The organism is Pedobacter sp. GR22-6 (assembly GCF_037402555.1).
GTDB lineage: Bacteria > Bacteroidota > Bacteroidia > Sphingobacteriales > Sphingobacteriaceae > Pedobacter.
The window spans coordinates 1-19,478 of the sequence record NZ_JBBEUC010000006.1 but is presented as its reverse complement, the minus strand read 5'-3'; the positions used below and the strand labels follow the sequence as shown (position 1 = coordinate 19,478).

The window sequence follows — 19,478 nt, the reverse complement described above, 5'->3', positions numbered from 1 at the left end:
ACTGAAAATTGGCTGTATTTAGCGTTTTGCAACCGCTTCTTCTGAGCTCAGCAACTCAATGATCCCTTCATTCTGAATGATCATCATGCCTTGCCGGTCAGAACTGATCCCGGCTTCCAGCTGGTAAGTATAGCGGGGCACATGCCCATCCATGACTGTAGGCAGGTACACGAACTTAAAGTTCTTCCGTCTTTGCGCCAGACTTTCCCCTACTTCTATGATGTGTGTAGATACAATAAAAAAGCATTCAGAAGTATCGGAAAATGCTTCGGTGATGGAAAGTGTGGCGTCATAGGCATCCTTCACATTCGTTCCTTTAAAGAGCTCGTCGAAAATTGCCACGAGGTTCTTTCCTGAAGCGACTTCTTCCGCGACTTTCTTAACCCTGAGTACTTCTGCATAAAAATGGCTGTAGCCCATCCCCAGGTTATCGGGAACATTGATAGAAGTATACAGTCCGTCTTTCACAGAGAATTCCATACGCTCAGCGGCCACAGGAAATCCCATATGCGCCAGATATATGCCGATCCCGATCGATTTCATCAGGGTAGATTTGCCGGCCATATTGGCCCCGGTCAGGAACAGTACATTGCAGTCCTCAGTCAGCGATATGGCATTCCCCCTGGCATTTTCCAGGGCCGGATGCCTCAGCTGTTCCGCAATGAGCTGATGTGATTCGGCAGGCAAAGCTTTTGCATACCTGAAGCCCTTGCGGAAGGCCACGCCGGATACGGCCAGGTATACATCCAGCTGAAAGATTAATGTCGTCAGTTCCTTCATCTCCTTGTGCAGCCCTGACCTCAGTAAATAATCATAGCGGACCAGTTTAAAGAAGGACAATTGTTGAACGCCTTCCTCCCGCTGCAGCCAGGCCAGCCTCGGCTCCCCGAAAAGCTTTTTGATCCTGAGGAATTCTCCTTCATAAGGGCTTCCCTGCACATCCAGGCTCAGACTGAATGCATGGAACTGGTTCAGCAGCGCGATGGTCTGGCAAACTTCATTCATCAGCAATTCATAATCCTTGTCCTGGGCCAGCAATTGAAGCAGCCTTTTGCTTCCTATGGCCATTCCTGCACTAAGCTGGTTTCCTGCACTGCCAGAACGGAGGTAATTTTCTACCAGAGCAAAGGATTTCGCATCAAAGGGAAGCTTGAGCTCAAGCCCTGTAAAGTACTCAAAAATAGCGGACCTCTGGTTGATGGCTTCTGCATCTGTCAGGGGATACTGAAATAGGTTTTCCATGAGCCTGCTGCCCCCGGCAGTCAGGGTATGGTCAAATAGCCTGGATACCGAATTGTTCTTATACCTCCCCGGAATATTCAGGTCTTCCAGTGTTTGTTTGTCTGCAATAAAGCTCATAGTATTTGTTTTGACTTGCTCCTGCTTCGGATAATTTCCAGGATTTTTTCATTATTGATGATGATCATGCCATGCCGGTCTGCAGTGATTCCCTGCTGCAGCTGATAGGTATACACGGGCTTTTGCCCCTCCATCCGTGTAGGCAGATACACAAAATTGATATTGCTGCAGCGCTGCTTCAGCACTTCACCGGCTTCTATAATGTGTGTGGAAACCACAAACATGCAGTTGCGTTTCCTGGCAAAGGCCTCGGTGAGTGCTATCGTGCCTTCCCCCGCATCCTTTACATTTGTTCCCCTGAACAGTTCGTCGAAAATGATGAACAGGTTTTTGGCCACACTCAGCGCTTTTGCGATGGTTTTCACCCGCAGTACTTCGGCATAAAAATGGCTGTTGCCGGAACTCAGGTCATCGGGCAGGTTGATCGTGGTATAGATCCCGTCCCGTACCGAAAATTGCATAGCAGCTGCGGCCACAGGAAAACCCATATGGGCCAGGTACATGGCAATTCCCAGGGATTTCATGAAGGTAGATTTACCTGCCATATTCGCGCCCGTAAGGAACACAATATTGCTGTCGGGGTCTATCCGGATGCTGTTCGCTACGGCATTTTTCACCAGGGGGTGATACAATTGATCCAGGACAACGGTATGCGAGTCTTTTGGCATGGCCACAGGAAACACGAACTGATGCTTCAAAGCGACCTCTGCAACAGAAATATACACGTCCATCTGGTAGATCCAGCTCAGCATGGTCTTCAAACGCTGCCACTGCCGGAACCGCAGCACATGGTCATACTCGGCTACAGTAGCGTAAGGCAGTTTGCCGCCCTGCTTCTCCTGGAGCAGGGCATGGAAATCCGGCTCGGCAAACAGTGCCTTCATGTCCTGCAAACTGTTTTCATAGGCTGTCCCTGCGGCGAAAGCTCCTGCTTCCTGCACAAAGCTGTTCAATTGCTGCAGCAGTTCCAGAATTGCCGTAATGCCGTTATAGATCATCTGATAATCTCCGTCAAGGGAAATGAACTGGCTAAAACGCTTGGCCAGGCTGTGTTCTTCCCTGGAGAGTCTGGTCCGCTCGTCAGTCATGCTGAGGTAGAGCTCAGTACTGTCAAGCTGCTCTGTTTTAAAGGGAAATGTTCGGGCTACTGAACTGAAATACCGGAAGATGCTTGCCCTTTCATTGATGGCTTCCACCTCCGACAAGGGGTAAAGAAACATTTGCTCTAGCAAATCTGCTCCTCCACGGGTATAGGTATTGTTGAACAACTGGTAGACCGAGCTACTGCCCGGCCTTCCTGTAATGTTCAGGTCATTCAGCGTTTGCTGGTCTGTACTGAAACTCATATCGATTGGCTTTCTGATTAAATCAACTTAGTGTCTTCTCCTTTTAAACAACAGAATAGCACCGAAAATGGCGATTAGTGCAGGGATTACGCCACGACAGATGTACTTCATCACCGTGATGTCTTCCCTGCTTACCTCAAGGGTCATGTCTTTTGGCTCTGGCCTGGTCACGTCGATGGGAAACTGACCCTTCGACAACCAACGGAATACCCCCTGCATGTAATATTCGTTTTCTCCGCGTTTGCCACGGTTCAGTTCGCTATTGCTCATGAAATCTGCGTCGCCGGAGACTACTATACGCTGCTCCTTGCCATTGATCTTTCTGCTCAGTGCCAGCGAGATGGGGAACTCAGCCTGCTGATCTCCTGCTGCCGCATCGAAACGGAGTGCCGGGGCCGTCGGATCTATGCTGGCAACTTTGTTCCAGCCATCTTTCGGGCTCATCAGCAAAGGATGAACCTGGAATCCGGAAGCACCTTGATAATCCAGCGCTGCAGCATTTTGAATGGCTACACCCACACCGTACCGGGACATGCGGCTTAGGTTGGAATCCAGCGCAGCTGCACCTTGATTCACGAAACCTGATACAAAGCCAGGACTGAATTTGCGATTGCCCGTTACCAATGTACCTTGGCGCAGTTGTACCCCCAAACCTTGCAATACTGGGTTCAGCACCGCAATCCGCTCCGGATCCCCGTTGATGAGCATATTCCCGCCCTTATTCAAGTAGGCTGAGAGCCGCTGCTGCGCAATTGCACTTAAGGGTTGTGTCGGATCGCCGAGCACAACCACATCAGCATCAGGGTTGATGTCTGCAGTATTCAGGTCCAGCGTATCAATGTCAAAACCTTGATTGAGCAGCGACAACCTCCGCACTTTCCGGGCACTGATCATCTCGTAACCACGGTCACCATTATCGGTAATCGAGCGTTCATTGTTGCCGCTTAGGAACAACACTTTAGGTGATTTTACAAGCAGGCGTTTTACTGCCGCCATAAATTCTGCCTCCGATGGATAAGGATCCTGCTCACCCAGTCCCGTATAGAAACGGATGAAGGTGCTTTTGCCATTGTATTCCAGCTTACGTACGTTCAGATAACCCTCTGATTTAAGATCCTGCTGTTTGTCCATCTCCGCCGGGGAAATAAACAGTTTCCGGTTAATGTCCATATTGGTGGCCATCTGATCGGCAATCTTATCTGTATTGGAGATCCCCCTCAGGTTTGGATTGTAGCGGTACTCTGCATAATTGGAGTCCAGAGGTTTCTGGTAGTAATAGATATAGCTAACCTCCATTCCGGGAATAAATCGCTTGAACTGTTCCAAACGGTTGAGGTCGGCATTTCGCGCCGCCGGCAACACGTTCCAAACATACGGTGCCAGCATATTGGCATAGGTAGTCACTTTCAGTTCGCCTTTCACCTGCTTAGCGATCTCCTGACTGTTCTTGGTCATGGTCAGGGATTTGGCAGCAGTAGCATCCAGGTAACCAGTCAGCAGAGGTCTGGAGCTCAGGTAACCAAGCAGCAGCGCTGCACAGATCAGTCCAGCATACCGTCCGGCTTTCACGCTCCAGGGTTTCAGTTCACGTTCCGTTTTCAGGCGCAGCACACACAAAGTCAGGAAAGACGAAATAATGATGAGGTAATACAGCACATCTTTGGTCGTCACCAGTCCGGCAATCATTTTGTCGGTACGGCCAGAGATGGAAAGGAAGTAGGTCAGGTCACGAACAAAGTCGATGTTCTGGCCAAGTGCCCCCACAAACCTCAACAGCGCAAATACCGCCAGCGTACTGATGGCCGCAACTACCTGGTAGGTGGTTAGGCAGGACATAAACAGTCCGATTGCCGCATAAGTACAGATCAGCAGGTAAAGACCAAAAAGTCCGGCAATGATGCGGCCGCTGTCTGCATCCGTTACAGAAAACATACCGATCAATCCAAAGATCGCCAGCACCAGGATCAACAATAATCCGTACCCTATGATCGCCAGGTATTTACCGATGATGATCTCACGTAATTTGACAGGTGAAGAAAGCAGTAATTTAATTGAGCCGCTGCTGGTTTCCCTGCTCATCAGGCCCATGGTCAGGATGGGTAGGTAAAGGTATAGGTTCGATTGTATGGTACCAAATAATCCCGAAGTGCCGCCAAAAAGGCTGCCCGTAATAGGTCTGGTCTGGTAGCCCAGCCCGAGCGACATACTGATGCCCTGAAGATTGTCCAGGAAGCTGAGCCCACACTGAATCATAAATATCGCCAGCACCAGCCAGGCCACTGGCGAATAAAAAAGGATGCTCAGTTCTAACTTCGCTATTTTTAAAATTTTTCTCATGTTCTATTTATCTAGTAGATTTATTCGACAACTGGGCAAACACCTCGTCCAGCGAGCTTTTTTCCAGCATGATTTCGTTCAGTTCCCAGCCTTTGTGTACACTCATTTTGATCAGTTCCTTCGAAATCGAAGAAGAAGCTTTAAAGCGCAGCCTGATACTCCGGTCGTTCAGCATTTCCACTCCCGTAATGCCCGGAATGGCCATCAGTTCTTCCTTCGCCGGCGGATTATCCATAAACACCAGCATGGTGTCCGGCATGATGTAATTGTTAAAGGCATCCATGCTGTCGGCAAAGACCATCCTCCCACTCTCTATCATTCGAATCTCTTTACAAATTGCCTGCACTTCCGATAAAATATGCGTGGAAAACAACACTGCACGCTCTTCGGCAATCTCACGAATGAGTTTACGTACTTCCAATATCTGATTGGGGTCCAATCCATTAGTGGGTTCATCCAGTACTACCAGTTTTGGTTTATGGATGATGGCCTGGGCAATGCCCACACGCTGGCGGTAACCGCCAGACAGGTTGCGCAGCAGGCGCTTGCCAAAATGGGCCACACCACATTTCTCCATCACCTCCTCTACAGCTTTCTGTACCTTTTCAGGATCTATATTGCGGATATGTGCACAATAGGTCAGGTACTCACTGACACTGAGGTCGAGGTGCAAGGGCGCATTCTGAGGCAGGAAGCCTAACAATTTTTTAGCTTCTTCGGGTTGTTCCCGCAGGTCGATGCCATCAATATAGACGTTGCCTTCTGTTTGATTCAGCACCCCGCAAAGGATATTCATAGTGGTCGACTTCCCCGCTCCATTGGAGCCCAGCAGACCGAGAATTCCCACCGGGGCGATCTCGAAGTTGATGTCCCTGATGGCCCAGTCGCGACTGTAGCGGTGCGACAGATTTTCAATTTTTACGATGCTTTGGTTCATTGAAATTTGATTTATTTTGATTTTCTGGGTATAGCGATCCTATAGCCACATGTAAGATGTAGCCACAGGATCACCTTTTTTGTGATTATTAAGGATTATTTGGCATCCCGGGATTTTTATCGGTGATGTACTGCGGCAGACGCAGGGTCAATCGTTCCGGTCTCAGCGTAAACACCGTATTTGTTCCCGCTTCAAAGTTATACAGGGTATGCGTATGCACCTGTCCGGCAAAGATGGGGTCCACCGACTGTCTCCGCATATCGAACCAGCGGTAACCTTCCATCGCAAATTCACGGATACGTTCTTCAAACACATATTTTATCAGGTTAATCTGGTTGCCTGCTATAGCGGAAGGTACAGTCGCATCAGCAGCTGGCATCCTGTTTTTGCGCAGCATTTCAAGATCGGCCACGGCACCAGAGAGGTCATTGGTACGGGCTTTTACTTCTGCACGCAGTAGGTAAAGCTCCGAAATCTGCAGGCCAAAAGCGCTATAAGTCACCCCATATTTCCTTAAGCGTCCCGAAGGGTTCGGCGTGCTCCATGGAAACTCAGGCGCGTAAAACTTCAGGCGCAGGTCGGCATTGCCAAACAAGGCCTGGGCTTTAGGATCCAGTACAAACGCATCATTCCCAAATCCGTTTCCGGAATACGAGCTGTTGTAGAAACGCCTGGAAACCAGCGATTCAGTAAAATCATTGTAATTATTGCCTGGCGAATTGTTGGGCCCGTCATAATTGATAGGCGTAAACTTGCCTCCGCTGCCAAACTCCAGCACATAATCGTACAGTTTTGCCGGTACCGCACGGAGGGCATTGTCGGCAAACGCTGCGTTGAAGCTACTCAAGGCATCCGCATTTCTACCCATGAAAAGGTATACTTTACCCAGCATCCCTTCCGCCGCCGATTTATTGAACTGAATGCCTGTTGCCGGGTTCATCGGTAATTTCGGAATTGCAGAACTGAATTCCTTGATGATGAACTCATACACTTCCTGCACCGTGTTTCGCTTAAACTGCTCCACTGTAATGTCAGAAGTCAGGATAATCGGAAAACCCAGATCAGTAGCAGCTGTTCCTGCCAGATAAGGCTTACCGTACAGGTTAATCAGCTGGAAATATACCCAGGCACGACTAGCCCTGGCAGCGGCTTCTATTTCGTCTTTCAACTGGGCATCACCGCCTTTGGCAGCCTGCACCTCATTGATCACTTTATTCAGCTGATATAGATTTTCCAGCCAGTTGTCGGTCGTCCAATCCTTGTCTTCGATGCGAAAGATCTGGTTGTCCCAGCGAAAAGCTGCCTGTGTAGGGAGCTGGGCCTGACCAAACATGCTCGATTCGGCTGCGACATCGTCCCCCATGATCGCCTGTCCTTGCCAGCCACCTGCAAAATTGTACAATGCCAGGGCAGGGTCGGCCATCAGCAAGCGATAGTCTTCGGTGCTGGTTGCCACCTTCTGCCCTTCGGGAACGATGACTAAAAAATCTTTCTTACAGGAACTGAACGCGAGGCACAGCAGACCGAAGATCACAGAACGGTATATATTAATTTTCATGACGCTCTCTTTTTAAAATGAAACATTTAAACCCAAACTAAAGGCATGACCGCCTTTTTCTCCTCCGCCGTATTCCGGATCTATTCCTTCCTTATTGGCCTTCCACAGTAGAAAGTTGCCAGTCTGTACAAAAAAGCTTAGCTTTTCAACCTGGATGTGTTCCAATAATGACCGGGACAGGTCAAAAGACAGCGTCACATCCCTAAGTTTCAGGTAATCTGAACTAATCACATTGATGTCTGCGTAAGCGTAATACGACAGATCACGGCGGCTGTAATTAGTCCCCTGATTGCTCACATAAGAAGGCACATTGGTACGTGCCTCGTCCCCGGGCTGTTTCCAGCGATTGGCAAATTCCGCCAGGCGGTTGCCATCAGAGAAAGAGCCCACCGTCAGGCGCCCGGTATAGTTTTCTGTTGGCTTGCGCATTACCGCCCCTAAATTATAGATCAGGTTTGCCGTTAGCGATACAAATTTATAGCGGAAGGTGTTGCTCAGGCCGCCATTATATTTCGGCTGCCCGGTTCCCATATAGATCAAATCTTCAGGTAAGGCCGTATTCGGTTCCTTGCTCACAGAGCCATCGGCCTTAAAAATCTGCGGGTCGCCCAGGTTGTCCAGTCCGGCATATCGGTAAGCGAAAACCGGCCTTCTCGCATATCCTACCAGATAACTGGCACCCAGTTGCGAACTGGCACCGACCAGAAACTGTGAAGGTACAGAATACGAGACCAGTTTGTTTCGGTTGTAGCTAAACACCATACCGGTCGACCAGCTAAAATTGCGGTCCTGAATGTTACGGCTGTTCAGCGTCAGCTCCACACCGGAATTTTTGATGTTACCGATATTACCGCGGGTGCTCGAACTCCCCGTAAAGGGATTATACTCCACTTGTCCCAACAGGTCCTTAGTATTCTTGAAATACAGCTCAGTACTACCCGTAAAACGGCCCCGAAGCACTGCGAAATCCATTCCAAAGTTCCAGGTATGGGTTGCTTCCCAGCTCAGCTTGTTGTTGGCAGGCGAGTTCACGTGGAGGTAATTGCCCAGTACATTGTCCCTTCCGGAATAGAGGATATCAAATGTAGAGCCTGCACCGAGGAATGGCGAATTGCCCGTTACCCCATAAGTAGCACGAAGTCCAAGGTTGTTCAACCAGGTCTGCCGGGCCATCCAGCGCTCCTTAGTCAGCAACCATTTGGCACCTATGCTGAAAGCAGGTTTATTTTGCGCCGATTGGTCGGAGGCAAACAAACTGCTCTTATCCTGGCGTATGCTCGCGTCCAGCATGTAGCGCTCATTGAAGGCATAGTTAAATAAGCCGAAGTAGGACATAAAGCGTGATTTCTCCGCAAGCCTGTCAAAGGGCTTTTCATTAAACATCGAATATCCCGAACCGATTGCACCAAATAAAGGCTTGGCCAGGGTCACATAGTCGAGCAGGCTATACGTCTTCATCTCGATACTGTAGCCCCTGCGTACTGTGGTATTCAGCACGCTTGACTGCTCCAGTACCTCGTTACCCAATTGTATATTGATTCGATCTTTCCCTCCACGCAGAACGGTGTTGAAGGCTAGCTGGTTTCTTAATGTCCAGTTTTGGGAGCTCCGGTCCGCCACAGAAAACCTGCCACCCGTTGCAGGCAGATAGTACACTGGTATATCATTGGCACTGCGGGCCACCGTAAAGTTCAGCAGTTCCTTACGGCTATCCATGCTGCTGATATCCTGGTACGTTTCCGTAGTTCCGGTACTGCGTTGATAACCATAGGTACCCTGAAAGCTCAGCCCCTTCCAGAAGCGGATCCCTACATTAGCCGAAGTGTTTACATTTAACAGGTTACCCTTGGAAAAACCATTATCCAGTTCATTGAGCGGATAATAATCCAGGTTGATGCGGCTGCGCAGCTGGTAATCAGCCAGGCGTTCCGGCGCCCAGCCCACCATGTAGTTCATGCGCAAGGCATCGCCATTATCGTCGGCAAACAACTGATAAGGGAGGAAGCCAGTGCCCACATTTACAGGCCTTTTTGATCTGGCAAGGCCATTGTTCAGACCCGTATTCAAACCGATGGTCATCCAGTTACTGGGGTTCAGCGTCTGATTTAAGCTCAGGGAAAAATTATTGTTCAGATCACCCGGAGTGGTACTGCGGGTATGGGCATGAGATATCGAGCTGTAAATTGAATACACGCGGTTACCGGCCGACGCTGAAACCGTATTATTGGTACTGAAAGAATTTTGGAACATCAGGTCATTAATCTGCGAGCGGTTATTGATGCGGGAGAGGCTGTCCAGACTCTTATTGGCCTGAGCCTCTGTGGTCAGGCTTCTGTTCAGGTTATACAATATCTGCTCGTGCGGGGCAATGTAATTGTACGACAATTGGGCGATCGGATAAGCGACCGGATCGAAAGTCTCCTTCGCTGCCTGAATATATTGGGCACTGTTCATGTAAAACCCTTCGTTATACTTAGGCTTGCCGTTGAAGCTGAAGGCCCCATTGTAATTGATGTGTACCTGCTGATCTTTTTTGCCGGTTTTGGTCGTCACAACAATTACTCCGTTGGCCGCTTTGGCACCGTAGATGGCAGCAGCGGCAGCATCTTTCAACACCGTAACATCTTCCACGTCATTGGGGTTGATGTAGCTCAAGTTAGGCACCTGTACTCCGTCCAGTACGTACAGCGGCTCACTCTGGAGGTTTACCGAACTTAGTCCCCGGATCACACTCTGCTGGTTGTTTCCAGTCCCATACCGATTGGCACCCCTGCCTCCCGGACCGGGGCTTACGGCAACACCGGCCACAAGACCTTCAAGTCTGTTGATGATGTCATTGGTACCCACACGCTCACTGAACACCTGCATATCCGGTTTGCTGTACGCACCTGTCGCGCGTTCTTTATCAAGCTTCTGGTAACCGGTGTTCAGCACCGCTACTTCTCTAAGTTTTGTCGACAAAGGCACCATCCTGATCGTTACCATCCGCTGACCGCTGAGCATCAATGAATCATTTTTGTAACCCACATATGAAGTGATCAGCATTTCAGATCCGCCAATATCTTCCAGCATAAAATTTCCGTTTTCAAGCGTACCATAGCCACGGTTCTGGCCCCTAACGATTACATTGGCCCCTGCCAGCGGCTCATTGCGTTCATTCAGCACCACCCCACGCAAGGTATAGCTATTTAAAAAATCAACAACATGTCCAATTACTGTTTTTTCCTTTTTGCTGACCACCACAATGCGGTCTCTGATCGAGTAGTCGAGTGGTTGCTTCTCGAATATTTTCGCAAGCACGCTCGACACCTCTTCATTATTGACCCTGATACTTACCAGATTGGCTTGCTTAAGCATATCGCTGGTTACGATGAAATCGAAACCCGTCTGCTTGCTGATCCTGTCGAAAACAGCGACCAGTGAAGCATTTTTTTCCGACAGGCTGATCCGCTGTGCGAAAGAACCTGCACTTACCTGCATGATGACTGTAAAAAGAATAAAGGTGGTTAACCGCATCATCAACAGAAATTTAGCTACGTAGCCCGAGGGCGTACATAATTTTTGTTTATAAAAATTGTACATTTGTTTGGTTTGGTTGAGGCGAATACCCTTGCATTGTCTAGATGGAGGGGGTATCGCGTAGTTGATCGATTTTAACAATTGATGAGCAGCCAGATCAGAGTCAGGTATCCGCAACGAACGGTTCCTGACTTTTTTGTTTTGGTCTGCTCCGCTGAAGTAAGTTTACTGCATAACGGTGACCCTCCTTCCTTCGACTTTAAAATGAATGGTTTTGGTAGTTTGCAGGGCATTCAGCACCTGACTGATGTTGTTGCTCATGGAGATCCTTCCGTTTAGGTTTTCGTTGGATACACCAGGTTCATAGACTACATCAATATTATACCAGCGTGAGAGCTTGCGCATCACACTGGCTATAGGTTCATCATTGAACCTGAAATAGCCATTTTTCCAGGCCAATGCCTCTTCGGTATCTACGCTGTGTTTAGCCAGTTGACCCGCTGTCAGCAGCCCCTGTTCACCGGGGATCAGCACCATTTGCGCTGCGCCATTGCCTTTCTGCGCATCACCTTTGAGGCCTATTCTTACGCGGCCTTCCACCAAAGTTGTTTTCACAGAACGCTCATCCGCATAGCTGTTGATGTTGAAATGCGTACCCAGGACCTCCAGTTCCTGCGCGCCGCTAAGCACAATAAAAGGGTGTTTATGATCCTTCGCCACTTCGAAATAGCCCTCGCCGGTCAATGAGACCTTACGTTGTTTACCTTTAAAAGTCCTTGGGAAACTGAGTTTAGAACCGGCATTCAGCCAGACCCTCGTTCCGTCAGACAGTCTGAATTCGTAATTCTGTCCCTTTGCCGTACTCGCGGTCAACTGAGATTCTGAAACAAGTTCAGACTGACGACTTCCTATCACGTCATCCTGAACTTGTTTCAGGATCTCGCCATCGTCATACTTCAGGTTCGACGCAGCAATCACGACCCCGGACTTACTACCATCCAACACAATCACCTCTCCAGAGGAAAGCGTCAGTGTCGCACCATTCCGACCCGGTGCGATATCATTCTTCACCCAGTCCACCTTTTGCGAAGCCGGCAACCCGCCAAATTCAAAGAACCAAAGTCCAAATACGATCATCGCTATTGCAGCGGCAGCGGCCAGGATTTTTGGCCACAAAGGTATATGTCTGGTTTGTGGTGTCGCAGCTGCAAGCGTAGCACTCAGCTTTAGCCAGGCGGCTTCATCATCGATCCTGCTAAATTCGGCAAGCTTATCCTGTACAAGTTCCGCATTGCCTAGTTGCTCAAAAAGCAAACGGTTCGCCTGGTCTTCCTCAATCCAACGATCCAGCATTTTTTGCTGAGTAGGATTAAGTCCGCCTTTCTGCTGGAGACTGATCAAAGTTGCGATATCAAATTCGTTTTCAAACATTTCTATTCCTCAGACGCTGTTCGAGGTTGATTTCATAATTTTTTAACCTGCGTCTAACATAGAAACCACAAAAAAGCAAAACGCCCTATTGAAAATACATTTATTTTTATTTTTTTCCGATAAAGAGGAAAACTGCGAGAGAAAGCGCGTCGGCAACACCCTTTTTGAGGAAAGCATGATGCAGCATTTCTATGGCCCGGGCTTTATAATTCCGTACGGTTTTGACAGAAAGGTCCATGGCGATGGCGATTTCATCCGTTTTACGGCCTTCAAAATACAACATTGTAAAGACCTTCCGGCATTGTTCAGGTAAGCGTTCTACTTCCTGATACAGCGAATTGAGAAATTCAGACTCTATAACATGGTTGAGCACTTCTGCATCAATTACTTCTAAGTGATGAATGTATTCCTGCTGATCGGCAGTCCTGCGCTTGAGTTGCTTCAGGTAATTGAGACTGGCATTCCTGCAGGTAATGAACAAGAACGCTTTGATACTTTGAGAAGATTCAAAATTCTGCCTGCGTTCCCAGAGTTTTACAAAAGCCACAGCGGCAATATCCTCAGCTTCGGTATCGTCCTGAACCATTTTCGTCACGAAATAGCAAAGCGAACGGTAATGCAACTTAAAAAAATAAGCAAGGGCCTGCTCATCACCCTGACGGAATGCCTCAATCCAGTTGTATTCGTCAAGCGTTGCCACGCCCTCTAGCTCCATGTTAGAGTTTCTGAACCTCTTCTTCCGAAAGCTTAGTTATCTTCACAATCGTCTCTAATGAAATACCCTCATTTTTCATTTCCCTGGCATTATTGATTGTCGCCACCTGCATCCCCCGATCTATTCCCTTTTTAAAAAAGGGATCTTTCTCTAATTTAAAAAAACTCGATATTGGTTCCATAATGGTAATTTTTTCAAAATCGTCTTCTAAGTTACGTAATTGTGAAGATAAGCCCAACACTACTTCTTCAATATCGAACTTTTCAGATAATACCATCTCCCTCCACTTTTCCGCATCACCCAGCTCCCTGCAGCCCTCCTGCGGGAAAAAGTCCTTTCCGAAACACAAAGCCAATCCATAACTGCCGCCTTGGTCATCCAGTCCTCATCACCACACTGGCACAATGTCCCACACTGGCACAACGTCTTCAGACTTGTGCCTCCACTCCCATTCCAAATCCTCAGCTCCCTGATCATTTCCCCAAGCAAAACCTCAATCCTTTCCAAGACCAAACTCATAAAAAAAACACTTAATATAAAACTGCCGCAGAAACGCGGCTAAACCCAAACGCCACAGGGAGGTGGAACGCGTCTGATGGGCAGAAAATCAATACAACCTTTGCACTAACCTGCGAACAGCCTCAGTGAGTACCGAAACCGCACCGCTCCAGTTGAATTTTGCGTGCATATGCATCGCTTCAGAAGACACGAACCACAAGGCCAGGGCGGCTTTACGATCGGCGCAACTGCAGAGCAGTACCCAATGCCTGTTCTTCTTATCAAAGATGTCCAGGCATTCTTTATGGTAGAGGCCCTTTCCCAGTCGGCTGCAAATGGCTTCCAGTTGGGAGATAAAATACTGGTAATTGAAAAGGTGGTTGATCCGGTACAAATGCAATGCGTCTTTCAGCATCAGGCAGGCGGTACCGTTGCGCCTCGGGTAAATAGAAAGGGATAACCTGTTCATAATTTTGAGGTTTTGATGTGCCACAAAGATAAAAGGGGCAAAAGGGCTTAGTTAGCCAATACTGACCATTTTACCAAAATAGTCAAATCAAATATCCAGAAATTTCCTTTTCGAAATTTTCAGCATTGTGGGGTTTATGCCGATGAAACCACAGGTCTGTTCTCCCGTCAGTCGGTTATAAAGATCAGGGAAGAGCGAAACAAAGAGCACGTAACGGTCCTGCTTTTCCTCCATCAGGATATCCAGCTGTCGTACCCGGCGTTCCGTCTTCAGGTCATTGATGCGGCGTGTCAGCTCATGGGCAGCAATGTGTTGCTGGTAGATGTCGTCCATACAAAGGTTAGTGATGCTCACCAGCTCACTGTTCTCAATCAGCTGGATGTAGAAGTCCTTATTTTTCAAGCGGTCGCGGAAAGCCTTCAGCAGTACAATGATCTCCCCTTCCCGCCAGATGTAAAAGATCTTCTTCTTTCCCTTCTTCCGGCTCATGGTATATAAGATGGCGAGCCCTTTATGGAGGTAATAGGCTTTGCTGGCATCCATACCAGGTTCCAGGAGGAAGGTCTTTTTGGCACCGCAGCTGGTATTCAGCACTCCGGGCAGCATCAGTTGTGCTTTCAGTTCTTCAGGCACCTGATCGTACAGGGATTCAAGGTAGGCCACTGTGGCCCTTTTCATTTCCAGGATCTTTTCCGGATCCAGTTTTACTTTGTTTGTTTTCATATAGAGCTCTATAATTTAATTTGATGATTACTGAGTATTTTTAGTGTTTTTGGAAAATTTTTTATGTTCTCTTTGAAAAAAAAGAGCATGTCTTTTTCTGCAAATACTCAAAGGCTGCGCCGCTCCGGGCCGCAGCCACTGATACTGATGTTACCTGTGTGCTTGTTCAATTCATATCTATCACCGTTCTTTTCTGTTCTGCCTCTTCATAAAAGCGCAACAAGTTGTACTTTACATAGGCCCTGAAGGTGTCTACATCTCTGGAAATTCCGTCCTCCAGCCCTATCCGATAGCTTCTTTCAGGATCGGCACTGATGAGTGTTTTCCAGCCCACAGCTTTGAAGATCAAGTCAAACTGGAAGAGTTCAAACGTGCAGGCACATACATGGGCCCAACCACCCATATAATAAGACCATAAATTATTGATGTTGAGGTTATCCAGTTCTGCTACAGACTTCAAGCCCAGTTTCTTGCTGAATTTTGGGTCATCTCTGTCTATTGCCAGGCTTAAGATAAATTTTACCGGGGCTTCATTCCAGATTACTGCTGTGGTACACAGCTCATTGGTCAGGTCTATTTCAATGCCATTGGCATTTACGTAGTTGTTCTTGTGTTTCTCCATAAAGCGCTCTATCTCCTGGAGCGTCAATAAAGGTTCGTTGTTCATTGAATTTGGTTTTTGTTTTCTGTTATTTATTATAGAGCGCGAGGCAGAGCCGATCAAGGAATGCCACTTGTTTAAGTTTACAATTCTCCGCCTGCGCGCTCAGTTTATTTAATTGTTTTTTTTTGCTGTATCTAAGTCTAATGACAAATTCCCTGGTTCTTTCATCCACATTGGCATTGGCTGTTCCTTAAGATAGTGGTCAAAAAACTGCTTCCTCCTAATATTGAAATCTTCCCTGCCATTACCATTTCCGAAATTAGCATGATCGCCCCCCTCATATTCTATTAACCAGACAGGTTTACTATTTCGCTTCAAAGCATAAAACATATTCTCTCCCTGATTGAAGTCTACTGCAGTATCTTTACGGCCATGCGTCAATAATAATGGAGTAGTAACCCTGTCAGCCTGAAAAATCGGTGAATTTTCAAGGTAAATCTCAGGGTTTTTCCATAATGTCGTATTCAGGTTTGTTTGTCCGCGTTCTGCGAAAGTCAACGATCCAGCCTCAAAAGCCTGTCCAAACACAGCCTGATTTGATGCACCGTCAGATGTCTGTGCAGCTGCAAAAAGATTAGTATTAGTAATAAGGATATTAGTCTCATAACCGCCAAAGCTTTGACCTTGTATCCCCATTTTGGTACTGTCAAACCAGGGATACTGCTTCAAATACTCAACAGCAGAAACCACTGAATTAACAGTCGTTTTGGCAATTTTACCCGGTTCATTGTTAATGATATCGGGCATGACCACTAAATAACCATTACTGACATAGTATGGTACATTTATATTTACGTCCATTCCTGGATTAAAATATTCATGAAGTCCGTCACTTCTTTTTTGATAGTAGGTAAAAATTACAGGATATTTTTTAATCGGATCAAAGTTCTCTGGCTTATATATTATTGCTGAGCCAGTTTTTCCCTCCTTCATTGGGTAACGAATCAATTCAGACTTAAGCCAGTTGTATTCAGCTTCCGGGTGGATATCGCTGAGCCTATTGAACTGCTTTAAATCTTTCGTATAATATAAATTAGGAGATTCCAAAGCCATCTGGCCGATAACAAGGTAATCTGTCCGGTCATCTGATTTTTTAAAAAATGTAGCATCCGCAATGTTCCAATATAACAGTTTGTCCATCATTTTTCCCATTTTAAGCCCGTCTTTTGAGCCCAGTTTGATCTCCGCCAAGCCGTTTTGCTTTTCCTGGTTTAACGCTGTAACTATAATCCTGTCACCTCTTTTCAAATTTGATGACATCTCCTGGTGAATGGTTCGGAATTCGGTGTTATTTGACCTACCATAACCGCCAGTAAGATTTACAGGTGCCTTTATGCCAGTTGGATCAAGTTCCCAAAGGTCATATTGGTCACGTACAATAAAACTGTGGTCACCCTCTGTCCAGCCATGAACGTAAGGTTCAATCCTGTAGAAATAAGCTCCATCAGCGCCATAGCGCATATCATTAGGTAATTTCACGTTTTTGGTAACATTAATCAATTCCTGGGTGATAACACTGTAGCAATAAAATTCCGTTGACACCTCGTCAAACCACGTAGCAAAACCTTTTGAGGGAGAAAAATAAATCCGTCCCCCCTTTACCAGATGTCCCTTAGGAACAAAAGAGGTTGTTTGACCTGATTTAAGTGAATAGAGCAGAAAGTCAGGCGCCTTATCTTTTTGATAAAAAATTCTGTCATCCGCCTCATACTTCCGAACAAAAAATATCTGATCAGGATCACCTGTTCCTGTAGCTGATTCGACGAAACCTGTAGCTATTGTCTTTAATTTTGGTTTGGAATCCTGCAAATTAATGACAGCAATGGCAAAATCCATACAATAGTTTGGGTTGTCCGGAATGACTATTGAGTTCGGATGCCAGATAGCCATCTTCGGAATCATAGCATTATTCTGGGCTGTTAGTGAGGTCTTCTTTTTTTCGAACTGGAAAATCAGGGTCTGGCCATCAGCATTGAATTGGGCCTGGGCGGTACTTCCCATACGACCGTAATCGGATTGACCAGCCTGAAAAACGTATCCTTCAGGGAGGCCGTTATTATTTTCATCGAAGAGAACGCTCAACCGGGTCTCAGGAATGTTGTAGACATAGGCTGACATTATCTTATCCTGTCCATAAAAAAATATGTGTGTATCCTGGTTATTAAACAATACCTCCTTTACTGATTTTACTGCACCAACAGATGTCACTTTCATGGCTGACAGAGAAACCAACCCTATTCCCTTATTACTGACAACCGCAATCATAGTCGACCTGGCATTCAAGACGTAATTTTTAACACTATCTATTACCAGAGATTTGACATTTTCGATATTCTTAATTTCAAGCTGCTGATTAGTTTTTCCTATAATGAGATATTCTTGTCTATCTGAACTAACGACTTTCCAATTAGACACCCCTTTCTCATACGATTTAGTCTTTCTTATCAAATCATACTTTATCAAGGAATCCCCTCTAAGAGAAAAATAAAGTGTTCGGTTATTTTTCGAAAAAACAGGAGAATTTGAAAAATCTACATTCTTCATCGTGTCAGCCCGCATACCTTTTTGGTCGACAACGATAAGGTGTTGCTTCATCAAACCATCATCATATCCATAACATATAAACTCACCATTCCCTGATAACGCTATTGAACCTTTCTCGAGATGTTTCCAGTTGCAGTAATCACTGTTACCAATTAGTTTCTTTTGAGCAAATGTTCCCTCAAGCTGGCCGATAAGGCATAATAACCCTACACCAAGCGCTTTCAAAAAAAATCTATACATCTTACTTCACTTTTTGATAAACAGCTTTAACACGATCTACTTTATCTGGCATTATAGTCGTTCGCTGAACTTCCAATAATTCACCTTTCACTTTCCATGTTTCTGTACGCCAGTAAACCCACTGAGCTCCATTAATTTCGTAGGTAGCCCTAAAAATAAATTGATTTGCCTTTTTGTCCCAGTTAACACCTGACAGCTTTAGTGTCTTTTGATCTACTAGTGTTTCTACATCCGGAGCGCCTATTTTCAAGCGTTCTTCCAAAACCGGCATCTGTGCAAACTCCCTGTATACAAATAATGAGTCTGCATTCATAGCTAGTTTAATGGTATTCGGCGCCGCGATCTTCTCCTCTAGCCCACCAAAATCACTTTGGCCTTTAATAATTTGCCATCTACTAATAAACTTAGCAGACTGGGCACTTGCCTGGATGCCAATGAATATCACTCCTACTGCAAGCATACAGCGTATTTGTTTTTTCAATTTCATATAAGTATAGCCTTTTGTATTACTCCTGCCAGGTTTTCAAGCCTGTTTTCATTTTCTGCAATGTTTCTGTGAATTCCTTATTACCGGGAGACTTTTGAAGCGCTATAGTTTCCTGAAGGATGGCTTGTTCCTTTTCGCCGAGTTTGTAGAGCAAATTGGCATAAGTATCAATGTCTTCAGGTGCGGGTGCACCGCCTGAATATCCCATTGCAATTCGACTCCACAGCAAGGCTGCCCTCAGATCCTCTGTATCTTTAAACCTGTTGAAGGCCATCCAAGCCATATCATTAGCCTTATTACCATCTTTAAGGCCATTATTTGGATAGGTTAGATAAAAGTTAAATAAGCGAATTACCGTACTAAGATTGGGATCGGGGTCTTTGCCAAAAGGATAGTACAAGTAATAATCTACAACATTTTTGTACACATCGATTTTCCACCTCCGCTCTATGTCCAGTCCGTCTACTTTCTTCTGAAGCGATTCCCATCCTGGATTTGTTTTTAAAAATGGAAGTACAACTTCATTAAAAAGAAAATAGGGTTTGTTCCAAGCAATTGCTATAGCGCCCGCTTTTCCAAAAGGCTTCGCATTCGTCTCAATCAATTTCCAGTTTGCCTTACCTTTGTCGTCTTTCCAATATGGTCGTACAA

General features: G+C 46.4%; 16 protein-coding genes. All 16 read right to left on the bottom strand.

The annotated features are described in order from the left end of the window. Positions 1-18 precede the first annotated feature (18 nt). Complete coding sequence (locus WAE59_RS22375; protein WP_337858222.1) at positions 19-1,359, bottom strand: MutS-related protein; 1,341 nt, start codon at positions 1,357-1,359, stop codon at positions 19-21. Continuing rightward, positions 1,356-2,705, bottom strand: coding sequence for a MutS-related protein (locus WAE59_RS22370; RefSeq protein ID WP_337858221.1), 1,350 nt, complete (start codon positions 2,703-2,705; stop codon positions 1,356-1,358). Before WAE59_RS22370 ends, WAE59_RS22375 begins: the two co-directional genes overlap by 4 nt. A 27-nt stretch (positions 2,706-2,732) precedes the next feature. Next, on the bottom strand, positions 2,733-5,042 hold the full coding sequence (locus tag WAE59_RS22365; protein ID WP_337858220.1) for a Gldg family protein: 2,310 nt from the start codon (positions 5,040-5,042) through the stop codon (positions 2,733-2,735). 7 nt (positions 5,043-5,049) lie between these two features. Then, positions 5,050-5,979 (bottom strand): ABC transporter ATP-binding protein, encoded by a 930-nt coding sequence (locus tag WAE59_RS22360; RefSeq protein WP_337858219.1) that lies wholly within the window; start codon positions 5,977-5,979, stop codon positions 5,050-5,052. Positions 5,980-6,067: 88 nt separating this feature from the next. Continuing rightward, positions 6,068-7,537 carry a RagB/SusD family nutrient uptake outer membrane protein gene (locus WAE59_RS22355; RefSeq protein ID WP_337858218.1) on the bottom strand — a complete coding sequence of 490 codons (1,470 nt, stop codon included), beginning with the start codon at positions 7,535-7,537 and terminating at the stop codon, positions 6,068-6,070. A gap of 12 nt (positions 7,538-7,549) precedes the next feature. Beyond that, entirely contained in the window at positions 7,550-11,056 is a 3,507-nt protein-coding gene (locus WAE59_RS22350; protein WP_337858217.1) for a SusC/RagA family TonB-linked outer membrane protein, read from the bottom strand. A gap of 225 nt (positions 11,057-11,281) precedes the next feature. Continuing rightward, positions 11,282-12,487, bottom strand: coding sequence for a FecR domain-containing protein (locus WAE59_RS22345; protein WP_337858216.1), 1,206 nt, complete (start codon positions 12,485-12,487; stop codon positions 11,282-11,284). A 106-nt stretch (positions 12,488-12,593) separates the two neighbouring features. After that, complete coding sequence (locus WAE59_RS22340) at positions 12,594-13,202, bottom strand: RNA polymerase sigma factor (protein WP_337858215.1); 609 nt, start codon at positions 13,200-13,202, stop codon at positions 12,594-12,596. A gap of 1 nt (position 13,203) precedes the next feature. Beyond that, positions 13,204-13,383: a hypothetical protein gene (locus WAE59_RS22335; protein WP_337858214.1), complete on the bottom strand. Its 180-nt coding sequence runs from the start codon at positions 13,381-13,383 to the stop codon at positions 13,204-13,206. Between the two features lie 59 nt (positions 13,384-13,442). Continuing rightward, on the bottom strand, positions 13,443-13,721 hold the full coding sequence (locus WAE59_RS22330) for a hypothetical protein (protein WP_337858213.1): 279 nt from the start codon (positions 13,719-13,721) through the stop codon (positions 13,443-13,445). Between the two features lie 88 nt (positions 13,722-13,809). Next, positions 13,810-14,169: a hypothetical protein gene (locus WAE59_RS22325; protein ID WP_337858212.1), complete on the bottom strand. Its 360-nt coding sequence runs from the start codon at positions 14,167-14,169 to the stop codon at positions 13,810-13,812. Between the two features lie 87 nt (positions 14,170-14,256). After that, positions 14,257-14,892 (bottom strand): Crp/Fnr family transcriptional regulator, encoded by a 636-nt coding sequence (locus WAE59_RS22320; RefSeq protein WP_337858211.1) that lies wholly within the window; start codon positions 14,890-14,892, stop codon positions 14,257-14,259. A gap of 166 nt (positions 14,893-15,058) precedes the next feature. Beyond that, a complete protein-coding gene (locus WAE59_RS22315) occupies positions 15,059-15,559 on the bottom strand; it encodes a hypothetical protein (protein WP_337858210.1) in 501 nt (166 codons plus the stop codon). Positions 15,560-15,667: 108 nt separating this feature from the next. Next, complete coding sequence (locus WAE59_RS22310) at positions 15,668-18,340, bottom strand: alpha/beta hydrolase family protein (RefSeq protein WP_337858209.1); 2,673 nt, start codon at positions 18,338-18,340, stop codon at positions 15,668-15,670. Between the two features lies 1 nt (position 18,341). Continuing rightward, positions 18,342-18,827, bottom strand: a complete 486-nt coding sequence (locus WAE59_RS22305) for a hypothetical protein (protein ID WP_337858208.1) — start codon at positions 18,825-18,827, stop codon at positions 18,342-18,344. 19 nt (positions 18,828-18,846) lie between these two features. Continuing rightward, on the bottom strand, positions 18,847-19,478 hold a 632-nt coding region (locus tag WAE59_RS22300), incomplete at its 5' end, for a hypothetical protein (protein WP_337858207.1).